This is a genomic window from Salmonella sp. 32070601201500089SM (assembly GCF_017573605.1).
Taxonomy (GTDB): Bacteria; Pseudomonadota; Gammaproteobacteria; order Enterobacterales; family Enterobacteriaceae; genus Salmonella; species Salmonella enterica.
On the sequence record NZ_JAGETK010000017.1, the window covers coordinates 56,593 to 80,046 of the forward strand.

A 23,454-nucleotide genomic window follows, 5' to 3' on the forward strand; every position below is an offset into this window, starting at 1 on the left:
GTGGGTGGCTCTGGCCCGGAGGAAGTCTCTTTTCAACTAACGTTACCAGAATATCGTTATATTCACCTGATCGCAATCTGTTCGTTACAGTCTATTGTTCCGGGAGTAGCGATATCGCCTGAAACAAGTATAATCAGCAAGTTAGCCTTGTCTGGAGACTTACCTTCGCATCAATCCATTTGCCGTATTTTCGTAAAATTCAACAGGAAATATTCAACGGGAGTGAGAGAACTGCTGTCCGGGGAGGAGGTACAGACGCAAAAAAACCGACTGGTGAGGCCGGTTTTTTTGCGATTCCGGATCGAAGTTGGTAGCCCTGACCGGAAGATAACTGCCTATAACTGACTATGAAATAATACGGCTGAAATAATATTTCTGCAAGCACAGTATAAGTATATACTCGGTGTGTCAGCTTTGAGGCACGTTCTTTCCGGCATATCGTTCACCGGGATGAACAGGTTGCAAGTCCTGGCCAAAACATCAGGTGGTGCTGGTTTTGGTGCTCTGGCCGGAGAAGAACTGTCTATAACTGACACTATAGAAAACGTGGCGACAGGCAATGTAAGGGCAAACCACGGTGTTCTTTCTCCATTGATGGAGAAGCGGATGATTAACCTGTTAATCATCGTTCTCAGGGCGGTTGTTGCTGTGGCTAACGCAGTGATAGCTCTCCTGGAACTGATCCGGGAACTGGTTGACTGATAATCCCGGAAACGTACTTAAGGGCAGAGGGTCACCGCCTTCTGCCCTTTAACAAAATATGCTCAGGTTAAAAATCGAAAACCTTCCTGCACTTCCTGTGCCTGTTCCCGTGAGTCAAACATGAGCCGGCTTTTACCCGGAACTCCCCAGGAAATATATTCTACATCCACCCACCATTTTCCGTATTCTTCATACGGTCCGGATATCACTTTAGTGACAAATGCATCAACCAGGTTCATTTTTACACCTTTCTGTTATTCTGCTTATTACGACCAGCAGACAGCAAATATTAAAAATAACGCGGCGGTAAAAATGGCAATTTTTTCCATGCTGTATTTTTGCCATTTATTTTCTTTGAAATGGTTTTTTTCTTCATATCAGCAAATAATTATTTCTTATTCTGTTTTCTCCAGGTCCATGGTGGTACCGGATTTTTATCTGCCCATAATCCCCGCTTCAGGGCGCGGGCATCACGCTGGAGCGGCGGGAGAGTATAGTCATTATTGTAGTCCGGGTACACCCAGGCAGCGCCGTTACGGACCTGCCAGCGATTTGCTTCTGTGCCGTCAGCGGTATAGACCCGGCCGAGAATACGGCCATACCTGTCTGTCTGCGCGTATTGCACGGTTACGGGCTTTCCGGCCACCAGGTCCTTCAGCTGAGTGGCTGACCAGCGTCCAAAGGGCTGTTTCTTTTCCGGTGCATCAATATTAGCCAGACGGACCCTGACAGGCTTTTTGTCCTGTAATATTTCCAGCGTATCACCATCAAGAACGCGGATGACGTGCCCCTGAATCTGTGCGGCACAGAGAGAAGCGGAAAAAATAATGGTGAGTGAAAAGATATATTTTATCATTTCATCGTCTCCTTTTTATTTATGAAAACAGGTGCAATTAATATTGCGAAATAATAACGTTCAGGTGTTTTTTTTTGGCAGTGTGATACTTCACGCAGGGCATGAATTCCAGTACGCTGATATCCGTGATGATACGGCAACAGATATCCGGTGACGGTATGCAGGAACATATTGATTATCAGATTGAGAAATATCAGTTCAGGGCCAGGAATGAGTCACCGCGACTGATGCGCCAGTGGGAAGATGTCATGCGTGAATGCCATGATACCGGAGCAGGAGCCAGGGAGCGGCTGCGGATTGCCTTACTTAATGTTGATTATGTGACCAGTTTTGAACTGCCGTTTCGTCTGCTGTTAACCCGGACACCGCAGATGATTGACAGCGTGCGGCGGGAATGGCAGCTCAGCCAGAAAAAAGTCGTATTCAATGAGCGGCAGCGGGGATGTGTATACAGTCTGCAGAATGACTTATCCGGCGTGCCGGATAGCTTCAGTTACAGTCTTGCGACGCGAATACGGCGGGCGGACAGCTATGGCATGACGACGCGTTGTTTCACTGATATAGCCGGGCAGGTTAAAGCCCCGACAGCACGGCTGAAACTGGCGCTGGAAAGCGGGTTAATTGTCACCGCGCTGGATGGTCTGTTCTGGCTTGGTATTCAACGTATTGCCGCAGATGTGCAGCGGCTGCGTCAGTCCGGAATGACAATCATCACCCGGGATGTTGAGGTCTCAGACTCGCTGACCGGAACCACACGGGTTGTTTCCGGGTACAGCCTTTGATTTATGCAACAAAGTATCGCAGCGTCGAATATGAGCTATGGCCAGATTTTTGTTAATCGTGGTTGTTGCAACATGTAAGGCGAATGACCACACTATTCTGGCACGCTCGTAATCATGCTGAAATTCTGCTTCCTGTCCTGCCGTGATGAGTTCCGACCAGGACATACGGCGAAGTGTATGTCTGTCAGTAATATCCGTCATGAGCTCTCAGCCTCCTCCTTCGTATTTCCGTCAGAAACACAAACGCCCCGCAGAGAAAATTCGCCAACATTCTCCTTTTTAATGGCGCGCAATGCATCGCGGCAGGCCCGTTCGGTATGAAAGGCCTGGCTGTGCACCGCCAGTGTGGGCTGACGGGCATCACCGGAAGAGACATTAAAGGGCGATGAAAGCCAGAAAATCAGTAGCCACATGCGTCACACCTCGTCCTTTTTATGCGGGTATCTGGACAGAATATTGAGCGCCTGTAATGGCGCTTCATGCATTTCACGGATACAACGGGCATCGGTGATATTTTCCCGGTAATGTGTGGTTTCCAGCATCATATGATGCATATGGAGCATCCGGGCCAGGGCTGCGCGGAGTTCTTCAATATGTTGTTCATGGGAATGCTGGCGGGGCTGTATCCGGCAGAGAGGGATAACCTCCACATCATCCGGGTGCGCGCGAAGCCACGCGTCAGTGACTGCAATGTCGTCAGTGTAAAACCATGTGCCGGATGTCCCGTTGGCCAGAAAACGCATTTTCCAGGTTTCTGGGGTGGCGGTTGTGTTGTTATCTTTCATGGTGCCACCACTCATTCAACAGGCTTAATGCTGTCCAGGCGCAGTCTGCTCAGACTGTCGTGGCTGCCACAGCGGCGTCCAGTGCTTTTGCTGTAGCACTCCTGCCCCCTGATACACCATGCCGTTGGCGTTTCGTAGAGGCTGACACGTCGGGTTTTATCTTTAATGATGAGAAGCCCGGTGTGAGTTTTTGTCTTTTTCATCGGTGGGGTACAAACGCAGAAATTTTGTTGTCATCAGTTTTTGCCTGCAGAGGCCTGAAAAGACAGCGTTTTCAGGCCCTGTTCAGGTTAGTGAATATTCTTGCCTGGCTTTTCGGCAATATCAATCCCCTGAAGTTGCATGGATATCCCATGCCCATTGAGCATCTGGCTGTCCATGGAATGGATACCGCATGTCATCATCAGGTTGTAACAAAGCGTACTCAGCATGGTGAGCGCCTCTTCTGAGGATTTACAATGTGTATTCATAAGGGCCAGAAACTGCTCAACAACATCCGGGTTAATGCTGGTACTGTGTATTTCATCCTTCATGATGTGTCCTTGTTTTTTATTATTTTGCATTTCAGAAAATAACACGATGCCTGCAGCCCGGAAAACAGATGTGTGCACACGTAGTCACTTTCCGGCTTTATTTCTGTCCCTGACACAAAATACGTGGTGGCATGAAAAGGATTGTGGCGGACAGGAAAACGATTAGAATAGCGGCGGGCGCTTGAGGCTGTATGCCGAAAGCGTTTTGTGGACGGCATGTAGCAGAAAGCCCCAGGCGATTTTTTTATCAATCAACCCAGGGCCCACTGTAATGCCTAGACAACATTATAGTAGCCCGATGACGGCCGAAAGGCAATGGAGGGGCTGCGATGCCACAACGAACGTTTTTAATGATGTTAATCGTCGTCTGTGTGACGATACTGTGTTTTGTCTGGATGGTGAGGGATTCGCTTTGCGGATTTCGTATCGAGCAGGGAAATACGGTGTTTGTGGCAACGTTAGCCTACGAAGTTAAACGTTAACGGGCAACACGGCGGCAGGACATCTGCCGCCGGATTGTTGCGAAGGCTGACCTCAATGCGCCTTGTTTGTCTTTTTTACCGGACGACTGCTGGTTGCTGCTGTCCGGCAGCTATTATTTTTTCCGTCCTGTGCGTCATCAATTATGACAGTCGCTCTCATTTGGTTGTCTCTGGTTAGATGTATTATTAGATATTTTCGGGGTAATTCGATAAAAGTTATCCACTTCAGCACCAGACTGAATGATATATGCAATAAGATCTAAACGATGAATCTCGTATCGTGTACGTAACTCCATCATTTCACGCCATGCTAAAATCCTTGATGTTTTCAGTTCAGCCTCTATAAGTTTCCATGTGTTTGTTGAGATGGCATGTTCTTCCAGCTGACGTAACGAGAACCTATCACTAATGACCAACCATCCCCATCCTCGAGTATGTGCCCATTTGCGACCTGCATTACTTTTTATTCTCGTGAGACTCAAGGTCATTCGGTCTGTTGGCTTCACTTCCATAAGTAGGCACCGACCATCAACTGTCGCAATGAGTAAATCTGGATAGTATTTTTTTGATTTGTTTTTAAAACAATATGGAATAGAAAATGGTTGTTCTTGATAGAAAAGAACCTGATCGCAACATTCTAATAGATTCATTATTTTAAACTCAAGCCCTGATTCGTACTGGACTGTACGACCTAATTTTTGAGAGTAAAAGAATCCAGATATGTCAGTATCATTAACCGCTCTCTGTGAACATAGCTGTTCTACGGGGGGAGGAGGTGCGATATATTTTGGCCAATGTGTATTGTCTAGCCATTTACTGAATATGAACTCAACTCTTTCTTTCTTGATTCGGGCTCTTTCCTGAGCGTGAGCGTGTGCTAATTCTGCTCTTCGTTCACGTAACTTCTGCTTTTGTAATTGTGATATTAATGAGAGCGAATTTTTTATTTCATCTCGTCTTGCTTTAGGAATGCCTGCGGCAAAAATGATGAATTTGGCGGCTAACTCAGAGGATGTAACGAAATCCCGATGAACAATACGATAAATCCATACTGCTATATCATATGGTGAATTACCTATTGAGTTAATAAGGGCTTTAAGGCAAGCTCCAGGTGTCCCTTCATAGCGAGATTTAGCAGCTAGTAAGCCAAGGGCTCGTTCCTGAAGTTGTCTTACCCTTTCACGGGAAATTCCTAATTTGACGGCAATATCTGCCAGAGAATGAGGTGAATCATCTGTGCCGAGTCGCATTAGAAGAATATATTGATGTCGTTTATTAGATAAACTTTCGATAGCAGAATGAATTAGCATAATGACATCATGTTCATCGGCTATATAATCTTTAAAATCTGTATTGGGTTGGCAGAGGGGGAGTGGGGTATTTTGTTTAAAACTATTCTTTTGTATTTCAACTTTATCATGAGCAATTGTTTTTGCAGTGCTCAATGATATTAAATTATTGATGATACTATTGTGTTCTTGGCGAGGAATCTTGTTGAAGTAATTGCTGAGGTCATTCACCGTGTTTATATCGTTGAACTCAAGAAACTCAGAAGGAAGCAGGCGTTTGATTGCTCCACGTATTCCCCCGGACGATCGTTGATGTGTTTGAGTAAGTTTTTTTAGCGAGACGCCCTCCGCTATGGATACGAGAAGACGCTGTAACTCTTCAGTATTCCATGGAGTACCATGTCGTGCTGGAAAATTGCTGCGGGATTCAGACATGATTTTATCTTTATGTTTTCTAGGTACTGCCTTGAGTGTGTGGATATGATAATTATTTATAATGATATTGTTATCTTTTATAGATAACTGATATGCAGAATTGTATTGATTTTGTCTACAGTGGGCAAGACAGTGCTAAGAATTTGTGGGGAAAACATAGAGACTCCATGCGGCGTCCTGAGATAGACGGCAGACAGGCATTCTGCCTGAAAAGAAAAAGCCGGTTCAGAGAAAACCGGCTGACGGATTATCGTCTAACAGTTGATAGCTACCTCAAAATACTTCTGCAACAGGAACACCGGCAACTTTTTCCCACTCTTTAACCCGATACCGGATCATCTGTGGGAAACGTTCCTTGTACTCATATCCACGTGCAGCCATGGTGTGCATGGTGTTGGCCAGCGTCCTTGATGAGATGCCGGAGATTTCCAGTGGGATCATCGGCAGACTCACATATGTAGTGTGGATTTCCAGCTTGCCGTCTTCAGCAACCGTGCGGGTAAAGTTGTGAATATCCAGACCAATCACATCCATCACATTGTTCGGATAAATGCGCACATACAGCATGGTGCCGTTTTTAATGTCGATCCCGAAATAACAACTCTTCGAGAATGACAGTTGCTCATAATCGCTGGTTGGAGCAAAGTGACAGCTTTCTTTTATCTGCTGAACAACCTGCTGGACTTTCTTTTTTTTCGCTCTGGTTCTCAGATATAGCCAGAGTAATGGGAGAATTATTAATGCCCAGCATCCATATGCAAAAATAAAATCCATTGTTTGAGATAAGGCTGAATCATGAACAATTAGTGTTCCGAAAAAAGCATAAAATAATAAGCATGGTATGCCAAATATGAAATACGCATTGCGAACAAGGTAATAATATGGCCACCAGGAAGGATATCTGCTTTTTGTTGTACTCATAATAAACCCCCATATTCACCTGAATATATTTTAATCTCTTCAGGTGAATATGGCAATAGTGTTTTATTGGTTTTTCGATATTTTTATTTATTGTTTTATTCCGTCTTTATCATCTCCATTAACATTTTTCAGTTTTTCTTCACGAACGCCAGGTGTTCTGCGCATATTGGTATTACCTCCGGCAATAATATCTTTGACTGAAGAAACCATATTCCCCAGCATATTAACGCCGTCACGTCCGCCCAGAAAATTAATTACATGGTCAGGCAGATAAGCCTGAAGCGCAAAAACGGCTGCAACCAGTGTGGTACAGACTCGGGCATAAATCAGCAAAAATCCAGCGATGCTGAATAACCCCGTAAGGGAGTCCGCCTGCACATTAACCAGAGCCGCGCCAAACAACGCATTCAGAATGGTGCCGCCGGCCACGATGGCGACCGATGCAAAAAAGAATCCGAACACCATCAGCAGCGGTCTGATCATGCTGTCTATCAGGTAGATGTAACCGTAAGCAGCCCGGCTTCCCCTGTCCTGGCTTGTTCCCAGATGGGTGGCGGCCCACAGGGGGCCAGCAGCACATCCAATCAGTACGCTGACTATCCAGTTGCCGATGCCGGTCATCCAGAAGATAAACGGGATAAACGGCAGGTAAATGGATAACGAAAAGCCGGCACAGAACAGCAAAAACAGCAGGAAGTAGAGTGGTGGTGCGGATGCTTCCAGAAAAGCCTTTGCGGCGTCAGATAATCCGCTGACGGCATTGACCAGTCGACCAAAAACGGAGTTGCTGCCGGCTGTGGAAAGTACCCTGACGGTGGTATAACCCGCCCATATGCTTTCAGTAATACCCATAGTGTAATCACCGATATTTTTCATTTTTATCAGTGGATTTAGTTGGTCCGAGGATGTTCCTGTTCCAGATAAGGATGTCGCAATTTTGTCTGCAAAATTTTCACCCGACCATACTTTCATTATTATGCTTTTAGGTTCAGCGGCTTCCGCTGTTCTGTATTCAGTTGATGAAGTGTTTGTTCCCAGTGCAGGAGTATATGGTGAATTCTGCAGCTGTGCCTGGTAAGCCCCCTTGACTTCCTTCAGGAATTCCGTATCCCCGGCTTCGCCCAGTGACGAGACGCCACTCACGGTAGGGGCGCGGTTGGCCAGGTCTTCCAGTCGCTGGTTGGCGGTGGCAAAGGTCTGGTACCAGGCACCCAGGGCAACCCAGCCGTAGGTGGTCAGGTAGGATTTCAGCTGCTCCCTGCGCTCAGTTTCTGCGTTATCTGCCGGCAACGCCTTCTGCACCGTTTCTTCATACCGGTTGGCTGCCTTCTGAATACGGCTTTCAATATCCGGCAGGTTGCCGTTACCCGTGTCGCGCCGGGTCCGGTATGCCGACACAAATTCCTGCGCCGCGCTGTCCAGGTCACGGAGCATGGTATCCATGGCGGAGCGCTGTGCCGTCAGAACCCCCTGATATTCCGTTTCAATGAAGGGATTGAAAAAATGGGCCAGCGCGGACTGCTTGTTACTGCCGTTTCCTTTCACGGAGAGACTCACACTCCCGCAGGTGGCGCTGCCATTTGAGACGGTGACGGTATATCTGCCATTCTCTGTCCGTGAGGATTCGCTCATGGGCGGCGTGGATGAACGTGCGGTACGGTTAAAGTCATTGAGGCCCGTATTCATGGCGTGTTTGCACAGTTCCATCTCCAGAATTCCCCGTGCTGCCGTGCGGGTGGAGACATGAACTGGCTGTACGGTCATTGAATAGCCTTCAGCAATGTTTTCTGCCGCTGTCTGAACCATGATATTGGCGGAACCGATGCCCATGATGGATGCGCCCCACAGCATGACCAGTTGCGCCAGACTCCAGCCGGAAGCGGTGGGCACAATCATCAAAAATCCACTCACGACACTGAGTATGCCGACGACGTCCCGTCCGTTGTTAAAGACACTGCCCTGGTGTCCCGTGCGGACAGCATGACGGATACCAATAAACAGAAACCAGACTATCCCCATCGTGGCGATAATTGCGTTAAACACCATGAACAGGTTGCCAATGATGGTGTTGCTGCTGGCTGTCAGGGGATTTGTGACCACATCACCAAAAATGGTGACCAGTGCCTGGCGCGACAGGTCATCCGGATTGGTGGCGGCACTCACAATGTCCTGATAGGTGACGAAAGCCTGTGCAGGTACGGCAGCCAGCGCCAGACCTGCACTCAGTGCTCTGGGTATGATTTTCACGGTAACTCCGGAACCGAAGGGGATGCCCGGGCATCAGCCCCCGGAATGAGGAAAAGAAATTGCAGACCGGACAGTCAGTACTGCCGGTGGGTAATGGCCAGCCATGTGGCCTGTTTCCAGCCGTGCCGGGCCTGCAGGTAATCGGGGAATGTGCCCTGTTCGTCCTCGCTGACCCGACGTTCATTCAGCTGCCAGAGGCGGTATGACGCAATCAGGGCTTTTGAGGCACACAGTGCTGCAATGGTACTCATCAGTAACAGGCAGACCAGGATACGTATCAGGGTGATGACCGGCAGTGCGGTGGCCGCAAGGGCCATACCACACAGCAGAAGTACCGGTATCATCATCAGCCAGAATCCTGTCCGCCAGAACATCCTGCGACGTCGCAGACGCCGGTCCAGTTCGTCGACCGTCAGTCCGCTGGCCCTGACCGCTTCCTCCCAGGTCATACAGACCGGACTCTCCGGTTGCCGGTCGGGCATGAGGCGCTTCAGGCGCGTTTTATGCTGGTCCAGCATATGGCGGCAGCTGCGCAGCATCCAGCGGGTTTCGGCCAGTGGTGCGAACAGATTTATCCCTATATCACCGATGCGGCGGAGACGGGGGGCCGGTTTTTTTTCGTCGATGCTGTTGTCGTCTTTCATCTTACGCTCCCCTGGCTCATGGCCTGTGACAGTTCGCCAAGGCGCTGTCCGTAATACTGCCGTGCGGCCAGCGCAAGTTGCTGCCCGGCGATAACGTTACCCTGACGAATCTGCTCTTTCAGATCGTTCATCTGCCAGTTCAGCAGGGCGGTGGTGCGCAGCAGCTCACGGAGAAGGTTATCGCCTTCCATGCCCTGCAGATCCTGCTGCCAGTCGGTGTTGGCATACCGTCTGCCGGCTTCAAAGGCCTCAAACTCCCGCTGGCTCATGTGGCCACGGGTGCGGGCTTCTGATGATGCGGTCCGGTCAAAATATGCCGCAGCTGACGGTGACTGCAGGGCTTCAGTCAGTGCCCCACGGGTGGCTTCATTAGGGGTACTGTCAGCAATCAGTGACAGCTGCGGATGAGAGGCGGCATCGATGATGCCGTTGTATTCATTCTGCAGACCCACATACGTGCGCCCGGTCTGTGTGCCCACTTCTCCTTTCCCCGGGGCACGACCCGCTGACGGTCTGGCGGTGTTTTTCATATAAGCCGTCGCGGCATCAATCTGTTTCTGATCCCAGGTGAGAGCGGCCGGGGTATCTGCTGTGCCTGCGCCCTGATAGAGCGATCGTACCTGGCTGTCTCCGCCCGGCAGATCGCCCACGGCAGGGCAGACATCAGTTCCGCCAAAGCGGGCATACTCCGCTTCCGTGCAGTAACCGGCGTGGATGCCGGCACTATCATACGCCTCGCGGACCGGGGAGTCCGCAGCCCGGGAGAGACGTTCCCGGATGGGTTTACTGCTGACCCCTCCCCCCTGACTCAGACGTGCCGCTGCAGACGCTGCTGCCCGGCGGCTTTCTGCTGCAATGCCGGACGCGGATTCACTGCAGATGGAGTCCGGCACGCTGAAGCTTTTCCTGGCCTCCTCGAGGCGGTGTGTTTCATTACTGAATATCATCTGCTGACGGGTGGCCTGCCCGTCCTGGGCAATGACGGTGGCCAGTTTTTCTGAGTTCTGGGTGATGGCTGTGCCGGTGGCCGTCTGCATACGGACCATTTCCTCCATGATGCCCTGTATGGTGGCCAGCTCCGGCATGATCTGTCGGGTGACCGGCTGACTGGACACAACATTCACAGAGTAGGCATGGGTGGCAGGGATAACCGCACAGCCTACAAGGAGTGCAAGCAGTGTGGTTGCAGATTGTCTTTGCATTCTTTTTTCTCCGTTTTCGGGGGATACAGGATGTCTGGTACGCGATGACTGAGTGATTCCGGCAGCGGAGCCAGCGGGAAACACTGGAAGCGGCGCGTGATCCATCCCTGACGGTTACGGTTATCGATGAGCGTGAAGGTACGACGCTTCACGCGTTTCAGTGTCGGGGTGTCGCTTTCCATGACCGGCCAGTCTCCGGCTGTGAGTGCCGGTGTGCCGGGGACATCCGGCCACAGCCAGGTGTTGTCAGACATCAGCGCAGTGAGTGGTGCGGGCAGAAGCCAGTGAATGACATGCTGTATATCAAAAGGCGGTCGCTCCGGCACGTTAACCTGCCAGGTGGCCGTTGTTATCAGCGTGCCTGTCTCTCCGGGCAGGGCCAGGCGAATACCACTCATCTCCCCGTCAGCCCGTCTGTCACTGGCAAAAATGACCCGGGGATTGGGGGACGGTCGCAGTGTGAAGCAGGCGGACGGCAGGGTGAAGCTGAAACTGTCACCGTCCACGCGCAGTGTTTTCAGGAAGACCTGTCCCCGGGCAGGACGCCGGCAGCGGGGGGTGATATGAATGCTGTACATCAGAGGTTATATCCCTGCTTACGGATGAGTTCTGCTGCCAGCTCATGGATGACGTTTTCACTGTCATGTGTGCGGGCGCGGTGTTCTATCAGTGAGGTGGCTGAACCCCGGGGAAAGTGTTCGGCCAGGATCTGGCGTGCCCGCAGTGACCCCACCTCCTGCGTCAGCGCACGTCGCAGGGCGCTGTCTTTAGGAGAGGAGTTCAGTGCCCACAGCTCCAGTGGACCGAGGGTGAATTTCAGGATCCGGGCCAGCGTGCCGTTTTTTACACGGAACACAGCCAGTACCGGGACACCGCTGCCGTCCGGTGCGGCCCCTTCCGGCATTTTCAGGAAGCGCCGCAGTGTGACTTCCGGGACGCCAAAGTTATCCCGCAGGAACGGAATTTCGTCAGGGCGGTAACGCAGCAGCCACAGGGTGTTGGCGGATTTGAGCACGGCCGGAGGATAATGCTGCAGCAGCTGGGTGCTCAGCACCGTGCGTATCCCGAACTTACGCTGCTCCAGCTCCTGGGTGTCCAGGGCTTCCCAGATGAAGTTGATCCCTTTTGCATTGTGCAGTTCGTCATAGACTTTGGTCTTGACCTCCTGATCAAGCTGTTCAATGCGGCGGAAAATCACCTCATGGTAGCGTGGGTCGAGATTTTTCCGTATTTCCTCCTGATACTGCGGCAGGACAAAATCCCCGCCGGCGATCTGCCCGGCCAGCAGATACATGATACCGGTGCGCAGACGTCCGGCAGGTGTCTTGTCCCCGGCCACATTGTTCAGATCAACGGCGACCACGCGGGTGTCGGGGCTGAGCATAAACCGGGTACAGCCGGACATCATCGGGTAGTCACTGTGTCCCTGATCGAGGGCACGGCGGATGTAGTCCAGCAACCGCTCTTCCGAGTTATCACGCTGAACGGTGCCGAACACATCCCGGATGGACGGCTGTCCCAGCAGGGCGGACATTTCAGCCAGCAGGGGCATGGCCTGGTAGTGTGCCCGCTGGGCGGCGGGGATATTCCCTGCAATATGCAGCATGTCCCTGATTTCAAACCAGGTGGCGGCATTCCACCATCCGGCATCATGTTGTTCAGCGATGCCGCTCTCTTCCAGGGCAAGATCCACCAGGGGTTCCGTACCTGCGCGGTAAAGTCTGGGGTTATTCTCGCCATATTCCCGGAAGGCCAGGTCCACCAGGCTGCTGATGATTTGCCGGGTGTCGCCGGGATTACAGGGCTGACCGGTGCCGGTATCCACACACAATGCACAGAGGACGGAGACCATGAAGTTCTTTTCCGGTGTGACGGGTTTTCTGGCCCCGTACATCACATCAAACAGGTTGCGGGTGTGGTCCGGGTCATTACTCAGAATGATCCCCACGGCTTCGTCCTTTCTCTGCTCAGGCAGGCTGTCACGGATAAGCTGTACCAGTCCCTGTGCACTGAATCCCTTGTCGATATAGGCAATGAAAGGGAGATTCTTCTGGGCTGAGGCTATCTGGATCTCCGACAGTGCGTTGATGAGTACCGATTTGCCCAGACCGGGTGCGCCGGGTGTCAGCTCCGTGTGCTTGTTCTGTTGTGATGACGCCAGCGCCACCTCCCATGCAGAGCCGTCTTCGGTGTGCATCATCAGATTTCCCTGTCCCCGCCAGACAGAGCCTGCCCTGTTCAGGGGAAACAGGGAAAGGGCGTGTGAAAGGGGCGGGTAAAGGGGGATCGGGCCGGAGCTGTGGGAGGCTGCCAGAACCGTGTTCACCCAGGCACGTCTCGGATCACCGAAGGTTGTGGTGGTGCCGCATACCCCCCAGCCTTCCAGCGCAGATTTCAGGAGAGCCTGGTTACGGGTACAGACTTCCCGGCTGTTTCCCCATGTGGTGGCAACAATGGTCATGATACAGACCGGATCATGCTTGTTGATGTCATTCAGCATCATTACCGAGTCATACATGGGCCGGAGAGGAGGAATAAAGCTGCTGTAGGTCAGCAGGGTTTTCTTGACCCCCAGCGCCTTCATGCCGTCGGGCATCAGATCCATCCGGATACGCCAGGGGATTGCACGGGGCACATCCCTGACCAGCTGGTTGAATGTCCGCAGATTCTGAGGGGGCAGGGTAATGGCGACCATACCGTGCCAGAGCTCACCGGCCTGAATCAGGCTGCCGTGTGTTTCAGGCTGTGTGGTGAATAACTGCAGATTCAGCGACGGTGCGTGGAATACAGAGGTATCCCCGCCCTGTCGCCAGCCGGCAGGACGGGCATCTTCAGGCAGATGAGGCTGCCATACTGCCGGTGTACTGTTGCGCTCCAGCTGGCGGCGGATTTCCCGTCCCACTTCATGGATATCCATCAGGCGAATCAGCAGGCCATCAGAATCATGTGTCAGGGCCTGCTCCAGCGTGTCCAGTAAGGCGTCATGCCGTATTTTGAGGGCGGAAAGTGTCCAGCGCCAGGGATCCTGCGCAAAACGGGCTGGCGGAGCGTGTTCAGCTAGTTTCCTGACACGGGTCTGATGGTCCTTGCGATCGGTCCGGCTCAGCAGTTCTTCAGAGCTCCAGACGGTCAGCCAGCAGCGCTCCCGGACAAGCCAGGGGGTGAGTGTGGTGACTTTTTCATCCAGGACGTCCTGAAGCAGGATCCCCGTGCGTGCGATGGATTTTCGCTGGGGTAAGAGCATGGCTTCGATTTCATCCCTTCCACGCTCCGGATCGCGTTCGAAAACAAAACTGATTTTGTGGCCGGAATTTTTCCAGGCCGTGTTCATTCGCTCAGCCAGTGCTGCAATCAGTGACTCCAGTGTCCCGGGGGCCGTCTGGTCCGGGTTTTCATCCATTTCTTTCAGGGCACCGCTGATTTCAAAGACGGAAAGGTAATACCCCTGTTTTGTGGTGGCAATGTAGGGGGCTTTCAGCCAGGGGCGGCGTTCGCGGTCCTGCTGGTCCAGACCGATGACGGTGTGCAGATCACAGTAATCGGGGAAGAATGCGGAAACGGAATACCGTGACAGGGTACTGATACAGTCTTCAATGGCAAAAATAATGCGGTTGATATTCATGGCATGGGGCACTCCGGTAAGGATGAATCATCACGGTCTTATATTTTTTGATGCCACAGCAGGGGATGTGGCATGAAAAAACAGCAGAGAAGATAAATAATCTGTTGAGGGGCAGGGGCGTATTTCTGGTAAGCGTCAACGGAGCACCGTATTGACGCTTATTTATTGGTGAGTACTACGTTCCATGGCAGGAGTTCGTCAACTCGGTTGGAAGGCCATTCCGGCAGTACGCTCAGGATATGGCGCAGATACGCTTCCGGATCGATACCGTTCAGACGGCAGGTGCCGATCAGCCCGTACAACAGTGCTCCACGCTCGCCGCCGTGATCGCTGCCAAAGAACATAAAGTTTTTCTTTCCGAGACAGACTGCACGAAGCGCTCTTTCCGCAGCATTATTATCCGCCTCCGCCAGACCGTCATCACTGTAATAACAGAGGGCATCCCACTGATTCAGTACATAGCTGAACGCTTCGCCCAGTCTGGATTTTTTCGACAGCGTACCATTCTTCTCCACCATCCATTCATGCAGCGACGTCAGTAACACTTTGCTTCGCTGCTGCCTGACGGCAAGACGCTCTGACTCCGGTAATCCCCGTATTTCATCCTCGATGGCGTACAGTTCACTGATTCGCTTCAGGGCTTCTTCTGCCGTCGCACTTTTGCTGCTGATGTATACATCGTGGATTTTTCGCCGGGCATGGGCCCAGCACGCAACTTCTGTCAGTGCACCACCTTCACGTTCTGCACTGAACAACCTGTCGTAACCTGTGAACGCATCCGCCTGCAGGATACCCCGGAAGGGGCGGAGGTGTTGCTCCGGGTGTTTCCCCTGCCGGTTCGGCGAGTACGCGAACCAGACCGCTGGAGGAGATGACGAACCCACATTGCGATCATCCCGGACATACGTCCAGATACGCCCTGTTTTCGCCTTTTTCTGACCCGGTGCCAGTACCTTTACCGGTGTGTCATCAGTGTGAACCTTGCGGGTGTTCATTACATAACGGTACAGGGCATCATTCACCGGTGTCATTAACTGGCAGCACGCGTCAACCCAGTTGGAGAGTAAGGCCCGGCTCAGTTCGACACCCTGGCGGGCAAAGATTTCACTCTGACGATACAGTGGCAGATGTTCGCAGTATTTTCCCGTTAACACGCGGGCAAGTAATCCGGGGCCCGCGATACCACGCTCTATCGGGCGGGACGGCGCCGGTGCTTCAACAATACAGTCACATTTTGTACAGGCTTTTTTTACCCGTTCTGTGCGGATCACTTTCAGGGCACTGCTCACCAGTTCCAGCTGTTCAGCGCTGACTTCCCCCAGATAATCCAGCTCACCGCCACACTCCGGGCAACAGCTTTCTTCTGGCTCCAGGCGGTGTATTTCACGGGGAAGGTGTGCCGGTAACGGACGACGATGGCGCGACTGTCGCAACTGGCGGGGAACCTGAGGATCGTCTTCCCGCCCACTGTAACGATCGCTGTCCTGTTCACGTTGTTTCAGCAGAGCCTCAGCCAGTTCAACTTCACGACGCAGTTTTTCAGAACGGGTACCGAACAGCATCCGGCGCAGTTTTTCTATCTGAGCCCGCAGATGTTCTATTTCCCGTTCATCTTCTTCGATCTTTTCTTCGGCACGTGTCAGTGCAGAGCGCAGGAAGGCTTCCGTCTCTTCAACCAGACTCAGTTGCTGGTCTTTCTGACGGAGGGCTTCAGCCTGCTCAGAGAGCAACCTTTCCAGCTCTGCGATGCGAATGAGGTATTTCTGACTCATGACCGTTTTTATAATGCGGTCAGGAGTTTTTTACAACATTGTCAGTGAGTTACGGCTGGATGTTTTTGGCTGACGCCAGTCCAGCTTATCGAGGAGCATTGCCAGTTGCGAGCGGGTAATGGATACCTTGCCGTCACGTACCGCAGGCCAGATAAACTGGCCTTCCTCCAGGCGTTTGGTGAACAGGCACAGACCATCAGCATCAGCCCAAAGAATTTTGACGGTGTCACCCCGTCGGCCACGGAAGATAAACAGGTGACCGGAGAAGGGATTATCATTCAGCACATGTTGTACCTGTTCTCCCAGTCCGTTGAAGGATTTACGCATATCGGTAACGCCGGCAACGAGCCAGATACGGGTACCTGATGGGAGTGAGATCATCTTCCCCTCCCGGTCAGTTCACGGATCAACACTGTGAGCAGCTCTGGCGATGGATTTTCCAGCGTCATGTTACCGTGACGGAATTCCACCTTGCAGGAACTGGCACTGACTCTGGTCTGAGTGGAAGTGGATAAAGACGGCGCAATGGCCGCCACAGGTTCTTTCTGCTCATCCGGCGTTATTTCTACAGGTAATAATTCAACGCCAGTGTCAGAAGAGGTCGTTACCGGAAGACGCCGCGAAACACGCCCTTCGTTCTGCCAGAGCCTGAGCCATTTGAAAATAACATTATCATTGACGCCATTTTCACGTGCAATCTGTGCAACACAAGCTCCAGGTTGTGATGCCAGTTCCACCATACGAAGTTTGAATTCATTCGAATAGTTTTTACGAGGTTCTTTTCGCCAGTCCTGTAATTCCATACTTAGATGTCCGTCTATATCAGATGGGCGTCTAAGTTACCAATTCTCGTCTGATGGCTACATACGGCGGTCAGTTTACGCTTACTATTTCTGTGTGATTACACCCGGATAAATAAACTGCTGTCGGCGAATGAACCGGGCAATCTCTTTTTCATCTCCGTCAGGCGGAATATCGTCAGTCAGCGACCGGATAATAAAGTGCCGGAATGCATCTGCGGAGAACTGATATCCGGCAGAACGTCACCGGCACCGGTGTGTGTCACATGACGTACTTTTTGTCAGGAAACGAATCCGGCAGCAGAATGAGCGCCACCCCGTCCATTTTCTCCCTCAACGTTTTACGCTGTGCCGGCGGCCAGCGGCGCAGGGCATCAGCAAAATCCGCCGGACGCCAGGTGCGGAATTTCTCCTCAACGGCCAGACGGTTCTGTACCAGGGCATTCAGGACTGCCCGTCCCTGCCTGACCCGCTGACGGTTATCGCTGAAAATCTCCTGCAGTGCCCGCGCATTGAGGGCAACCACCGAGGCCGGATGCAAATCGGGGAGCCAGACCATCACTCCCTGTGCGGCAGCGTAGCCGTTCAGACAGTGCCAGGCGTGGCAGAAGGCACAGAGATGAAAGGGCGGGCCTTCCGGCTGCAGCAGGTCACTTTCATTTTCGCTGAGTGCATCCGTTGTGACGATTTGCGACTTTTCCACATGACGCAGGGCCAGTCGTCTGGCCGACAGGCGGGCCTGTGCCAGGGACCGCTCCGCATCCTGCAGGGTTCGGGTGTGTTTCTTTTTTTCGTCAGCGTTTTCCGGTACCGGACGTTTTTTCAGGCGCATCACCCGGGTGAGGTTTTTTTCCAGCAGGACGATCGTATCCCGGCAGGTGTCAGCCATCTGCTGTAATGGCCATGAATCTTCCAGAATGAAGCGGTGGGTGACGGTCCTGCGACAGCAGGGGCAGCGTCCCTCTGTTGAGAGCACTGGCGGTGGTAACAGGGCTTCACCGCTGAATACCGTGTCCGGTTGCGGGAGCGGGAAAAGCCATCGTTCCCGGACCGGGGCGATGAGTGGCGGGGTCTTTTTCATACGCTTTTCTCTCTGTATACAGGGTGACGGCAGCCAGAATCAGTGCTGCTATAGCGGTGGAGTAACACTCTGCAAACACAAACTCCTGATTATCCCGGTTGTCGCGGGCAATCACGTTGCCGTGCTCTGTTCTGAGCAGGGTGAAAGGGGGTAGCTCACAGGACATGGTCTGGTCCTCCTCATTGTGTGAAGACGGCACCGGTTTCCCGGTGCCTTTGCGGATTAACTGATTGAAACCGGAGAAAGACCGAGCGTTTTCTGTCCGCTGCCCATCAGTTCCGGTACGACGGCAAGGCAGACGCCGACCAGAATTGACAGCAGGCAGGCCAGCCCTGCACCGGGTTTTTTACCGATTTGTTTGAGGCCAAGCAGGCCGCCGATAAAGAGCACCAGGCCAATAACCTGACCGATAGCCACAAACGAACTGCTGGAGCCTCTGGCACCATCGCCAACGGTTTTAATCATATCGAAGAGGGTATTTGCCATTGCGGTGTGGGGCAGCAGCATCACGGGAAGCAGCAGTAACAGGCGTACCAGCCGGTCACGGCAGGCCATCAGGCATAACTGAACATAAACAGATGCAGCGCGCAGACGCGCCGCCATGGCACGAAGTCGTGACATAGTGTCTCCTTTATTAACAGATTGATTTACTGAAAAAATACAGGGGTCAGAAGGCGATACCGAGGCTTGCCAGAGTGGCATCGATAACCCGGTCGTTGAAAACCAGCAGAACGCCGGCCACAAACTTGACGTTCCCTTTACTGATGGATTCACTGGCGCTCAGGGCGGTGTGCCCGTCCAGCAGTGATTTGCGCCAGATGGATATGCCGTTCATGACAAAACCGACGCCGGCCAGTTTTGCCAGTGAGAGAATGGCATTGACGGCACCGGCAGCGGCACCAAAGGAGCCCGGCTGCACGTATGCGATGGGGGCGAAAGAATCTGCCCTGAAGCCCATCTGGGTACCACCGGCATTGATCATTGAGGGCAGACTGACCAGCATGCCGCAGATGAAGATACCGGCAATAAATTTTCCCGGTCCCATACTGCGACGTCCTTCTGCCCGGGCGCGCATCAGATGACCGATAAGGCCGATAATCCCCAGCAGCTCTCCCCAGGTAAAGAGAAACTCCATGCCTGCACTGAAAATACCGCTGGCAAAGTTCTCTATGGCTGTCAGGGCATCAATGCTCATCATCGTAATGTACCGGCAGAGGTGATGACTGCCCGGCTGGACGGGTCAATCCGGGTGATGGTGATGTTTCCCAGACTGTCGCCTTCCCGTACTGCCCAGGCACTGCCCTGCCAGCGGATCCAGGCCATGCCTTTCTCCACCGACATGATTTTCATGCCCTGCAGAGGTGAAGGCAGGGTTTTCGCAGGCTGTCTGTTATTCCCGGTCGGGGCTGGCAGTGCTCCCTGCATCTGTAGGGTATGCACCTGCTTACGGGTCTCCTCAAGCAACTGACGGGTTTCCTGTGCCCAGGCCTCATCCTTCTGAATGGCGTTACTGAGGGTGGTGATACTGTCCTTCAGCATGGTCAGGGTGCGCCGGATTTCCTCATCCCGTCTGTCCAGCTCTGCTTTCAGATCACGGGCAAGTTGCTGCATGTCTGCCTGTGGGGTAACCGGCGGTGCGGGCATGTTGTTTCCGCTCCCGGACTCCGTCATGGTCATGGGCTCTGCCCAGCTCTCAGCAGCGGGCGGTGTGACAGCAAAGCCTGCATCTGCAGGGGGCTCTGAGGGTGTCCGCAGAAACTTGTACCAGATGGCGACCAGGATGATGAGGGCACAGCCGGCCCAGACCGGCAGGCTGTATCCCATATACTGGCGTTTCAGGAAGGATTTGCCGGATGCCGGTGCCGTCGTTTCGCCAAAGCTGCCGGGATCTTCATGTTCGTTTTTCATGGATAACTTTCCTGTTGTATGCCGTAGCGTTGCTGCATTTCATTCTGTTTACGGAGGACCGCCGCCCGGATCCTGTCAGAGGCCTGGTGCTCTGCCTCCGCCTGGGTGAGCGGACGTCCGGAGGAGGGGGACTCAGAAGGGGCAGTGCCGGAGGACGGCGTACTGATATCGTTGCTCATGACCGGCTCAACAAACAGAATGGAGACGACCTCGCCCCGTGATACTGTCACCTGACGGTAAGGTTCGCTCTCTGCCTGGCGGGTCAGCAGCTGGCTGCCCCGTTCGGCCATGCCACCTGCAATGACGCCGGCCAGCGCCTCTCCATCAGGCATTCCCACCCTGCCGGTAATACTGCCGTAGTTTCCCTGAAGGATCTGTGTGTTGGCGTCTTTGTAAAGACTTCCGACATTGCCCACCCCGCCAAGTACGGACGGCAGAACGATGTGCTTAAACCAGCGGTGGTTCACGTCGCTGGCCACGGTTGACATTCCTGTTCGTTCATTCAGGGCATATGCATTGACCTTCAGAAACATGCCCCGCCACATCATCCGGTCAAAGTGGATATCCATTCCCTGACCTGCGAGTCTGGCGTCCTGGCTGTAGAGAACGGCTCCGGCCCATGGCCCGGCAGGTACGGAGGCCACCACGCGGGAGACCGCATTGTCAGAGTCCACTGCGGTGTCGATGTAAGCCGGTACGCGGGTCAGTGCCGGTATCAGCTGGATCCCCTGACGTGTAGCCGGTGTTGCCAGACTCGTCTCCTGCAGACGGGGATGCTGTGATGTAACGGTACCGGACGGTGACGCATGAGGGGCTGTCCCGGGCGCGCCGGTGGTGCTCCACATGGCTGCTGCCACTACCGGTGGCCGGGCATCCTGATGCTGTGTGTTGATACGGGCAAGCAGTTTCTGTAATGCCTCACGCCGTTTTTCCCGGGCCGTCTGATCTTCCTGAGGAGGGGATGCGTTTTGCCCGGAAGTGCCTGACTGATCATCGGGGGGATTATCCCTTTTCTGATCGTTTCCGGTATCGGTATCCAGTCCCCGGGGCAGACTGGCGATAAACGTCTCGTTATTACGTAACGCTTCTGCAGCACCACGTTCATTGTCAGCCCGCAGTAAATCCCGGTAGTGCTGTGTCTCCATCACGTTCCGTCCGCCGCCGGACGTTGTGCTGTTGATATTGACTGACGAGAGCGATGCAGCGTTTTCGGGGGACAGCCAGGTGAGCAGCAGGTATCCGCCCCCGATGATAATCACGCCCCCCATAACCAGCAGGGCTGACAGCTTTTTGCCGGATTTTGCGGCTGTGTCCTGTTCTTGTTCTGCGCTCATGATTTACTCCAGTTCCGGGGTGACGTGAACGGACTGACCATTCACGGAGAAGGTGAGTAAGGGGGTCACCGGCAGTTTCCACAGCCGCGTACCATCAGCCGATGCCAGCGTCTGTTCAAATTCATCCCGCAGCATGGCCCGTGAGCGCACGAGAAGATCATCGCCGTGTTGCCAGATGGTGGTGTCCGGGACGTTACCGGAGAATTTCAGGCGGCGGATGGCGGGATCATCCGGTGGCACACCGTCCAGAAAGGCCTGCAGAGTGGCGTCATGCAGGGCAATTTTTTCTGACGGTATGGACACCACCGGGCTGGCAGGTCCCTGCCGGGGAATACGCAGATCCAGACGACTGTCGATTTCCTGACTCAGGGTAGTGGTGTCTGTTTCACCACTGGTGATATTCAGGATGACCGGTACAGACAATCCTTTGAGATAGACCGTCACATTCCCGGCAGCCCAGGCGCGCAGGGGGGTGACGGACACCATATTGCCGTTGAACTGCACGTCAAAGTGACCGGGCGCAGCGTTATAGGGCGGATCCGACTGTGGCCACGGACTGCCGTTGACGTCAGTGAAGGTCACCACGCTGACGTTATGCAGAGCGGTACGGACAAGGGGCAGGCTGGCCCCCGGAGACAGATTCACCGTGAGGGAACTGATACGGGGCACCACACTGGTGAGCGGGGCACTGATGGCCCGTTCGTTATCGGCCATTATCCCACGGAGTTCACGAATTTCACCGGCATTCAGGGGAGAATCCAGCGATGCGCCTTCCTGTACAAGAGCAGCGCCGGGAGGCGGCAGGTTTCCCGGGAGTTGTGCGGCTGGCGGGGGACCGCCTGCCGGGGTGTTCCCGGTTGCCTGTGCGGTCTTTCCGCCGGTCTGCGGGCTTCGTGCATTTTTCCAGCCCGGGTTATCTGCAGCTGTGACAGTGCCGCACACAATAAGCAGTGCGCCAATAAGATGATGTATGTGCATGATATGAGTCTCAGATTCCTGCTGCGGCGTTACGGGAAACCATCTGGCTGATTTCCATGCCGCCGGGTTTGATGCGGGGGTCAACGCGCCGGACAGTGATTTCAAAGGTGAAGGCCTGTTCGGGGCGGGTGCTGGTCTGACCGACCAGGCGCATCCTGACCGGATACTGGAATTTCCAGAACCAGACACCGTTCTCCATCTGTCCCTGGTTGACCAGGGTACCTGCCCCGATAGTGGTTGTGAGGTTAAATTTCTCCTTTTTAATAGTGTCGAGAATGTTCGAGGCCTGAAGGGCATTCACATAGCCGGCAAAGCCGGCTTCGGAAAAGCGGGGGGCCTGTGTCGTGATTTGTTTTCGGTAGTGGACAAAATCGAGATTGAAGGCTTCGCTCAGCGTCATGCTGCCAAAGTTCATGACGTCGCTCTGACTCCAGGCCGGCTGGCTGGTTGGTGCCAGACGGACCAGTCGGCCATTGTCAGTGGCAAAGTATTCGCGCGTCACGCCGGTGGCATGCCAGTACTGTATGCCATTAGCCACCAGGCTGATGCAGAGTGCTGCGCCGCTGCACAGCAACGCCCTGACCAGACCGGGTACCAGCGCGGCCCGTTGTTCTGACTGTGCGATGGTTCTGAGCACGGGGTTATAAATATCTCCGCTGTTATCCGCTTCCGGTGAGACAGGGGAGGTGGGTTGTGCTTCGCTCATGGTGCTCCTGTTCAGAGGTTGTAGTCTTTCCAGGGGTCGATATTCCCCGGAAGATGGTCATTCACCCGATCCACGACGGCATCACAGACCTGGTTTTCCAGGTCGCGGAGGAGCTTGTCCAGGCTGGGGAACTGCGGAAGAGTGATACTGATGTCCTTGATGCGGGACAGGCAGGACTGCAGGGAGGAGGCGACGTCATTCTCCCGCTGTGACCATGCCTGGCTGGCTGTGCGCGCCCGCTCCCAGGCGGCTCTGCTGCCGGCTTCGGCAGCGGCCCCCGCCCGGCAGGTGGCGGCACCTGCCACCGGTGATGCCAGGGTGATGCCGGTCAGTATGACCAGCAGCGTTTTTTTCATGTTCATGGTCGTCCTTACC

27 protein-coding genes are annotated in these 23,454 nt (G+C 53.5%); 3 read left to right on the plus strand and 24 right to left on the minus strand.

The features are described from left to right. Positions 1 to 606: 606 nt before the first annotated feature. Positions 607 to 702, plus strand: coding sequence for a DinQ-like type I toxin DqlB (gene dqlB / locus J4728_RS24125; protein ID WP_001363141.1), 96 nt, complete (start codon positions 607 to 609; stop codon positions 700 to 702). Positions 703 to 764: 62 nt separating this feature from the next. Here dqlB and J4728_RS21055 read toward each other — a convergent pair whose 3' ends face one another. After that, positions 765 to 941, minus strand: coding sequence for a hypothetical protein (locus tag J4728_RS21055; RefSeq protein WP_001054907.1), 177 nt, complete (start codon positions 939 to 941; stop codon positions 765 to 767). Between the two features lie 149 nt (positions 942 to 1,090). Continuing rightward, positions 1,091 to 1,558 carry a thermonuclease family protein gene (locus J4728_RS21060; RefSeq protein ID WP_000598962.1) on the minus strand — a complete coding sequence of 156 codons (468 nt, stop codon included), beginning with the start codon at positions 1,556 to 1,558 and terminating at the stop codon, positions 1,091 to 1,093. Between the two features lie 158 nt (positions 1,559 to 1,716). Here J4728_RS21060 and J4728_RS21065 point away from each other — a divergent pair, with 158 nt between their 5' ends. Further along, a complete protein-coding gene (locus J4728_RS21065; RefSeq protein WP_001155247.1) occupies positions 1,717 to 2,340 on the plus strand; it encodes a helix-turn-helix domain-containing protein in 624 nt (207 codons plus the stop codon). Between the two features lie 197 nt (positions 2,341 to 2,537). Here the strand turns inward: J4728_RS21065 and J4728_RS21070 are convergent, their stop codons facing one another. The 3 genes from J4728_RS21070 to J4728_RS21080 all read right to left on the minus strand — a co-directional run bounded on the left by J4728_RS21070 (position 2,538) and on the right by J4728_RS21080 (position 3,658). Next, entirely contained in the window at positions 2,538 to 2,753 is a 216-nt protein-coding gene (locus J4728_RS21070; protein WP_000266543.1) for a hypothetical protein, read from the minus strand. Between the two features lie 3 nt (positions 2,754 to 2,756). After that, positions 2,757 to 3,125, minus strand: coding sequence for a hypothetical protein (locus J4728_RS21075; RefSeq protein ID WP_001345852.1), 369 nt, complete (start codon positions 3,123 to 3,125; stop codon positions 2,757 to 2,759). Positions 3,126 to 3,415: 290 nt separating this feature from the next. After that, positions 3,416 to 3,658 (minus strand): hypothetical protein, encoded by a 243-nt coding sequence (locus tag J4728_RS21080; protein ID WP_000650923.1) that lies wholly within the window; start codon positions 3,656 to 3,658, stop codon positions 3,416 to 3,418. A 329-nt stretch (positions 3,659 to 3,987) separates the two neighbouring features. Here J4728_RS21080 and J4728_RS21085 point away from each other — a divergent pair, with 329 nt between their 5' ends. Continuing rightward, positions 3,988 to 4,140 (plus strand): Hok/Gef family protein, encoded by a 153-nt coding sequence (locus J4728_RS21085; RefSeq protein ID WP_001335079.1) that lies wholly within the window; start codon positions 3,988 to 3,990, stop codon positions 4,138 to 4,140. A gap of 137 nt (positions 4,141 to 4,277) precedes the next feature. Here J4728_RS21085 and J4728_RS21090 read toward each other — a convergent pair whose 3' ends face one another. From J4728_RS21090 to J4728_RS21180, 19 genes are all read right to left on the minus strand, one after another. Continuing rightward, complete coding sequence (locus J4728_RS21090; protein WP_000004564.1) at positions 4,278 to 5,864, minus strand: TnsA endonuclease N-terminal domain-containing protein; 1,587 nt, start codon at positions 5,862 to 5,864, stop codon at positions 4,278 to 4,280. Between the two features lie 273 nt (positions 5,865 to 6,137). Next, on the minus strand, positions 6,138 to 6,785 hold the full coding sequence (gene excA / locus J4728_RS21095) for a plasmid IncI1-type surface exclusion protein ExcA (protein ID WP_015056434.1): 648 nt from the start codon (positions 6,783 to 6,785) through the stop codon (positions 6,138 to 6,140). 87 nt (positions 6,786 to 6,872) lie between these two features. Continuing rightward, positions 6,873 to 9,032, minus strand: coding sequence for a DotA/TraY family protein (locus J4728_RS21100; protein ID WP_000691811.1), 2,160 nt, complete (start codon positions 9,030 to 9,032; stop codon positions 6,873 to 6,875). A gap of 74 nt (positions 9,033 to 9,106) precedes the next feature. Next, entirely contained in the window at positions 9,107 to 9,676 is a 570-nt protein-coding gene (gene traX, locus J4728_RS21105) for a conjugal transfer protein TraX (RefSeq protein WP_000650752.1), read from the minus strand. Beyond that, positions 9,673 to 10,878 carry a conjugal transfer protein TraW gene (gene traW / locus J4728_RS21110; protein ID WP_001189548.1) on the minus strand — a complete coding sequence of 402 codons (1,206 nt, stop codon included), beginning with the start codon at positions 10,876 to 10,878 and terminating at the stop codon, positions 9,673 to 9,675. Before traW ends, traX begins: the two co-directional genes overlap by 4 nt. After that, positions 10,836 to 11,456, minus strand: a complete 621-nt coding sequence (locus tag J4728_RS21115; RefSeq protein ID WP_000286854.1) for a hypothetical protein — start codon at positions 11,454 to 11,456, stop codon at positions 10,836 to 10,838. The genes traW and J4728_RS21115 overlap by 43 nt, the downstream gene beginning before the upstream one ends. Beyond that, the gene (locus J4728_RS21120; protein ID WP_001024766.1) at positions 11,456 to 14,500 is read right to left on the minus strand and encodes a conjugal transfer protein; all 3,045 of its coding nucleotides are present in this window, start codon (positions 14,498 to 14,500) and stop codon (positions 11,456 to 11,458) included. Before J4728_RS21120 ends, J4728_RS21115 begins: the two co-directional genes overlap by 1 nt. Before the next feature lie 158 nt (positions 14,501 to 14,658). Continuing rightward, on the minus strand, positions 14,659 to 16,272 hold the full coding sequence (locus J4728_RS21125) for an IS66-like element ISEc23 family transposase (RefSeq protein WP_000080195.1): 1,614 nt from the start codon (positions 16,270 to 16,272) through the stop codon (positions 14,659 to 14,661). Positions 16,273 to 16,302: 30 nt separating this feature from the next. Then, a complete protein-coding gene (gene tnpB, locus J4728_RS21130) occupies positions 16,303 to 16,653 on the minus strand; it encodes an IS66 family insertion sequence element accessory protein TnpB (protein WP_000624722.1) in 351 nt (116 codons plus the stop codon). Then, complete coding sequence (gene tnpA / locus J4728_RS21135) at positions 16,650 to 17,075, minus strand: IS66-like element accessory protein TnpA (protein ID WP_000422741.1); 426 nt, start codon at positions 17,073 to 17,075, stop codon at positions 16,650 to 16,652. Before tnpA ends, tnpB begins: the two co-directional genes overlap by 4 nt. A 259-nt stretch (positions 17,076 to 17,334) precedes the next feature. Continuing rightward, a complete protein-coding gene (locus tag J4728_RS21140) occupies positions 17,335 to 18,153 on the minus strand; it encodes a hypothetical protein (protein WP_000753550.1) in 819 nt (272 codons plus the stop codon). Next, positions 18,068 to 18,319, minus strand: coding sequence for a hypothetical protein (locus J4728_RS24130; protein WP_001277573.1), 252 nt, complete (start codon positions 18,317 to 18,319; stop codon positions 18,068 to 18,070). The genes J4728_RS21140 and J4728_RS24130 overlap by 86 nt, the downstream gene beginning before the upstream one ends. 56 nt (positions 18,320 to 18,375) lie before the next feature. Further along, a complete protein-coding gene (locus J4728_RS21150; protein ID WP_000088813.1) occupies positions 18,376 to 18,774 on the minus strand; it encodes a DUF6750 family protein in 399 nt (132 codons plus the stop codon). A gap of 46 nt (positions 18,775 to 18,820) precedes the next feature. Beyond that, positions 18,821 to 19,351 carry a conjugal transfer protein TraQ gene (gene traQ, locus J4728_RS21155; RefSeq protein WP_000987023.1) on the minus strand — a complete coding sequence of 177 codons (531 nt, stop codon included), beginning with the start codon at positions 19,349 to 19,351 and terminating at the stop codon, positions 18,821 to 18,823. Continuing rightward, entirely contained in the window at positions 19,348 to 20,061 is a 714-nt protein-coding gene (gene traP, locus J4728_RS21160; protein ID WP_000787003.1) for a conjugal transfer protein TraP, read from the minus strand. Before traP ends, traQ begins: the two co-directional genes overlap by 4 nt. Next, positions 20,058 to 21,395, minus strand: a complete 1,338-nt coding sequence (gene traO, locus J4728_RS21165; RefSeq protein WP_013307873.1) for a conjugal transfer protein TraO — start codon at positions 21,393 to 21,395, stop codon at positions 20,058 to 20,060. The genes traP and traO overlap by 4 nt, the downstream gene beginning before the upstream one ends. A 3-nt stretch (positions 21,396 to 21,398) precedes the next feature. Beyond that, entirely contained in the window at positions 21,399 to 22,373 is a 975-nt protein-coding gene (locus tag J4728_RS21170) for a DotH/IcmK family type IV secretion protein (RefSeq protein ID WP_000547383.1), read from the minus strand. A gap of 10 nt (positions 22,374 to 22,383) precedes the next feature. Beyond that, complete coding sequence (locus J4728_RS21175) at positions 22,384 to 23,079, minus strand: DotI/IcmL family type IV secretion protein (protein ID WP_001681668.1); 696 nt, start codon at positions 23,077 to 23,079, stop codon at positions 22,384 to 22,386. An 11-nt stretch (positions 23,080 to 23,090) separates the two neighbouring features. After that, on the minus strand, positions 23,091 to 23,441 hold the full coding sequence (locus J4728_RS21180) for a hypothetical protein (protein ID WP_001056367.1): 351 nt from the start codon (positions 23,439 to 23,441) through the stop codon (positions 23,091 to 23,093). Positions 23,442 to 23,454: the final 13 nt, after the last annotated feature.

Coding starts and splice junctions, on each gene's coding strand:
- dqlB (WP_001363141.1), top strand. CDS start 607: ATGATTAACCTGTTAATCATCGTTCTCAGGGCGGTTGTTGCTGTGGCT.
- J4728_RS21055 (WP_001054907.1), bottom strand. CDS start 941: ATGAACCTGGTTGATGCATTTGTCACTAAAGTGATATCCGGACCGTAT.
- J4728_RS21060 (WP_000598962.1), bottom strand. CDS start 1,558: ATGATAAAATATATCTTTTCACTCACCATTATTTTTTCCGCTTCTCTC.
- J4728_RS21065 (WP_001155247.1), top strand. CDS start 1,717: ATGCAGGAACATATTGATTATCAGATTGAGAAATATCAGTTCAGGGCC.
- J4728_RS21070 (WP_000266543.1), bottom strand. CDS start 2,753: ATGTGGCTACTGATTTTCTGGCTTTCATCGCCCTTTAATGTCTCTTCC.
- J4728_RS21075 (WP_001345852.1), bottom strand. CDS start 3,125: ATGAAAGATAACAACACAACCGCCACCCCAGAAACCTGGAAAATGCGT.
- J4728_RS21080 (WP_000650923.1), bottom strand. CDS start 3,658: ATGAAGGATGAAATACACAGTACCAGCATTAACCCGGATGTTGTTGAG.
- J4728_RS21085 (WP_001335079.1), top strand. CDS start 3,988: ATGCCACAACGAACGTTTTTAATGATGTTAATCGTCGTCTGTGTGACG.
- J4728_RS21090 (WP_000004564.1), bottom strand. CDS start 5,864: ATGTCTGAATCCCGCAGCAATTTTCCAGCACGACATGGTACTCCATGG.
- excA (WP_015056434.1), bottom strand. CDS start 6,785: ATGAGTACAACAAAAAGCAGATATCCTTCCTGGTGGCCATATTATTAC.
- traX (WP_000650752.1), bottom strand. CDS start 9,676: ATGAAAGACGACAACAGCATCGACGAAAAAAAACCGGCCCCCCGTCTC.
- traW (WP_001189548.1), bottom strand. CDS start 10,878: ATGCAAAGACAATCTGCAACCACACTGCTTGCACTCCTTGTAGGCTGT.
- J4728_RS21115 (WP_000286854.1), bottom strand. CDS start 11,456: ATGTACAGCATTCATATCACCCCCCGCTGCCGGCGTCCTGCCCGGGGA.
- J4728_RS21120 (WP_001024766.1), bottom strand. CDS start 14,500: ATGAATATCAACCGCATTATTTTTGCCATTGAAGACTGTATCAGTACC.
- J4728_RS21125 (WP_000080195.1), bottom strand. CDS start 16,272: ATGAGTCAGAAATACCTCATTCGCATCGCAGAGCTGGAAAGGTTGCTC.
- tnpB (WP_000624722.1), bottom strand. CDS start 16,653: ATGATCTCACTCCCATCAGGTACCCGTATCTGGCTCGTTGCCGGCGTT.
- tnpA (WP_000422741.1), bottom strand. CDS start 17,075: ATGGAATTACAGGACTGGCGAAAAGAACCTCGTAAAAACTATTCGAAT.
- J4728_RS21140 (WP_000753550.1), bottom strand. CDS start 18,153: ATGAAAAAGACCCCGCCACTCATCGCCCCGGTCCGGGAACGATGGCTT.
- J4728_RS24130 (WP_001277573.1), bottom strand. CDS start 18,319: ATGTCCTGTGAGCTACCCCCTTTCACCCTGCTCAGAACAGAGCACGGC.
- J4728_RS21150 (WP_000088813.1), bottom strand. CDS start 18,774: ATGTCACGACTTCGTGCCATGGCGGCGCGTCTGCGCGCTGCATCTGTT.
- traQ (WP_000987023.1), bottom strand. CDS start 19,351: ATGATGAGCATTGATGCCCTGACAGCCATAGAGAACTTTGCCAGCGGT.
- traP (WP_000787003.1), bottom strand. CDS start 20,061: ATGAAAAACGAACATGAAGATCCCGGCAGCTTTGGCGAAACGACGGCA.
- traO (WP_013307873.1), bottom strand. CDS start 21,395: ATGAGCGCAGAACAAGAACAGGACACAGCCGCAAAATCCGGCAAAAAG.
- J4728_RS21170 (WP_000547383.1), bottom strand. CDS start 22,373: ATGCACATACATCATCTTATTGGCGCACTGCTTATTGTGTGCGGCACT.
- J4728_RS21175 (WP_001681668.1), bottom strand. CDS start 23,079: ATGAGCGAAGCACAACCCACCTCCCCTGTCTCACCGGAAGCGGATAAC.
- J4728_RS21180 (WP_001056367.1), bottom strand. CDS start 23,441: ATGAACATGAAAAAAACGCTGCTGGTCATACTGACCGGCATCACCCTG.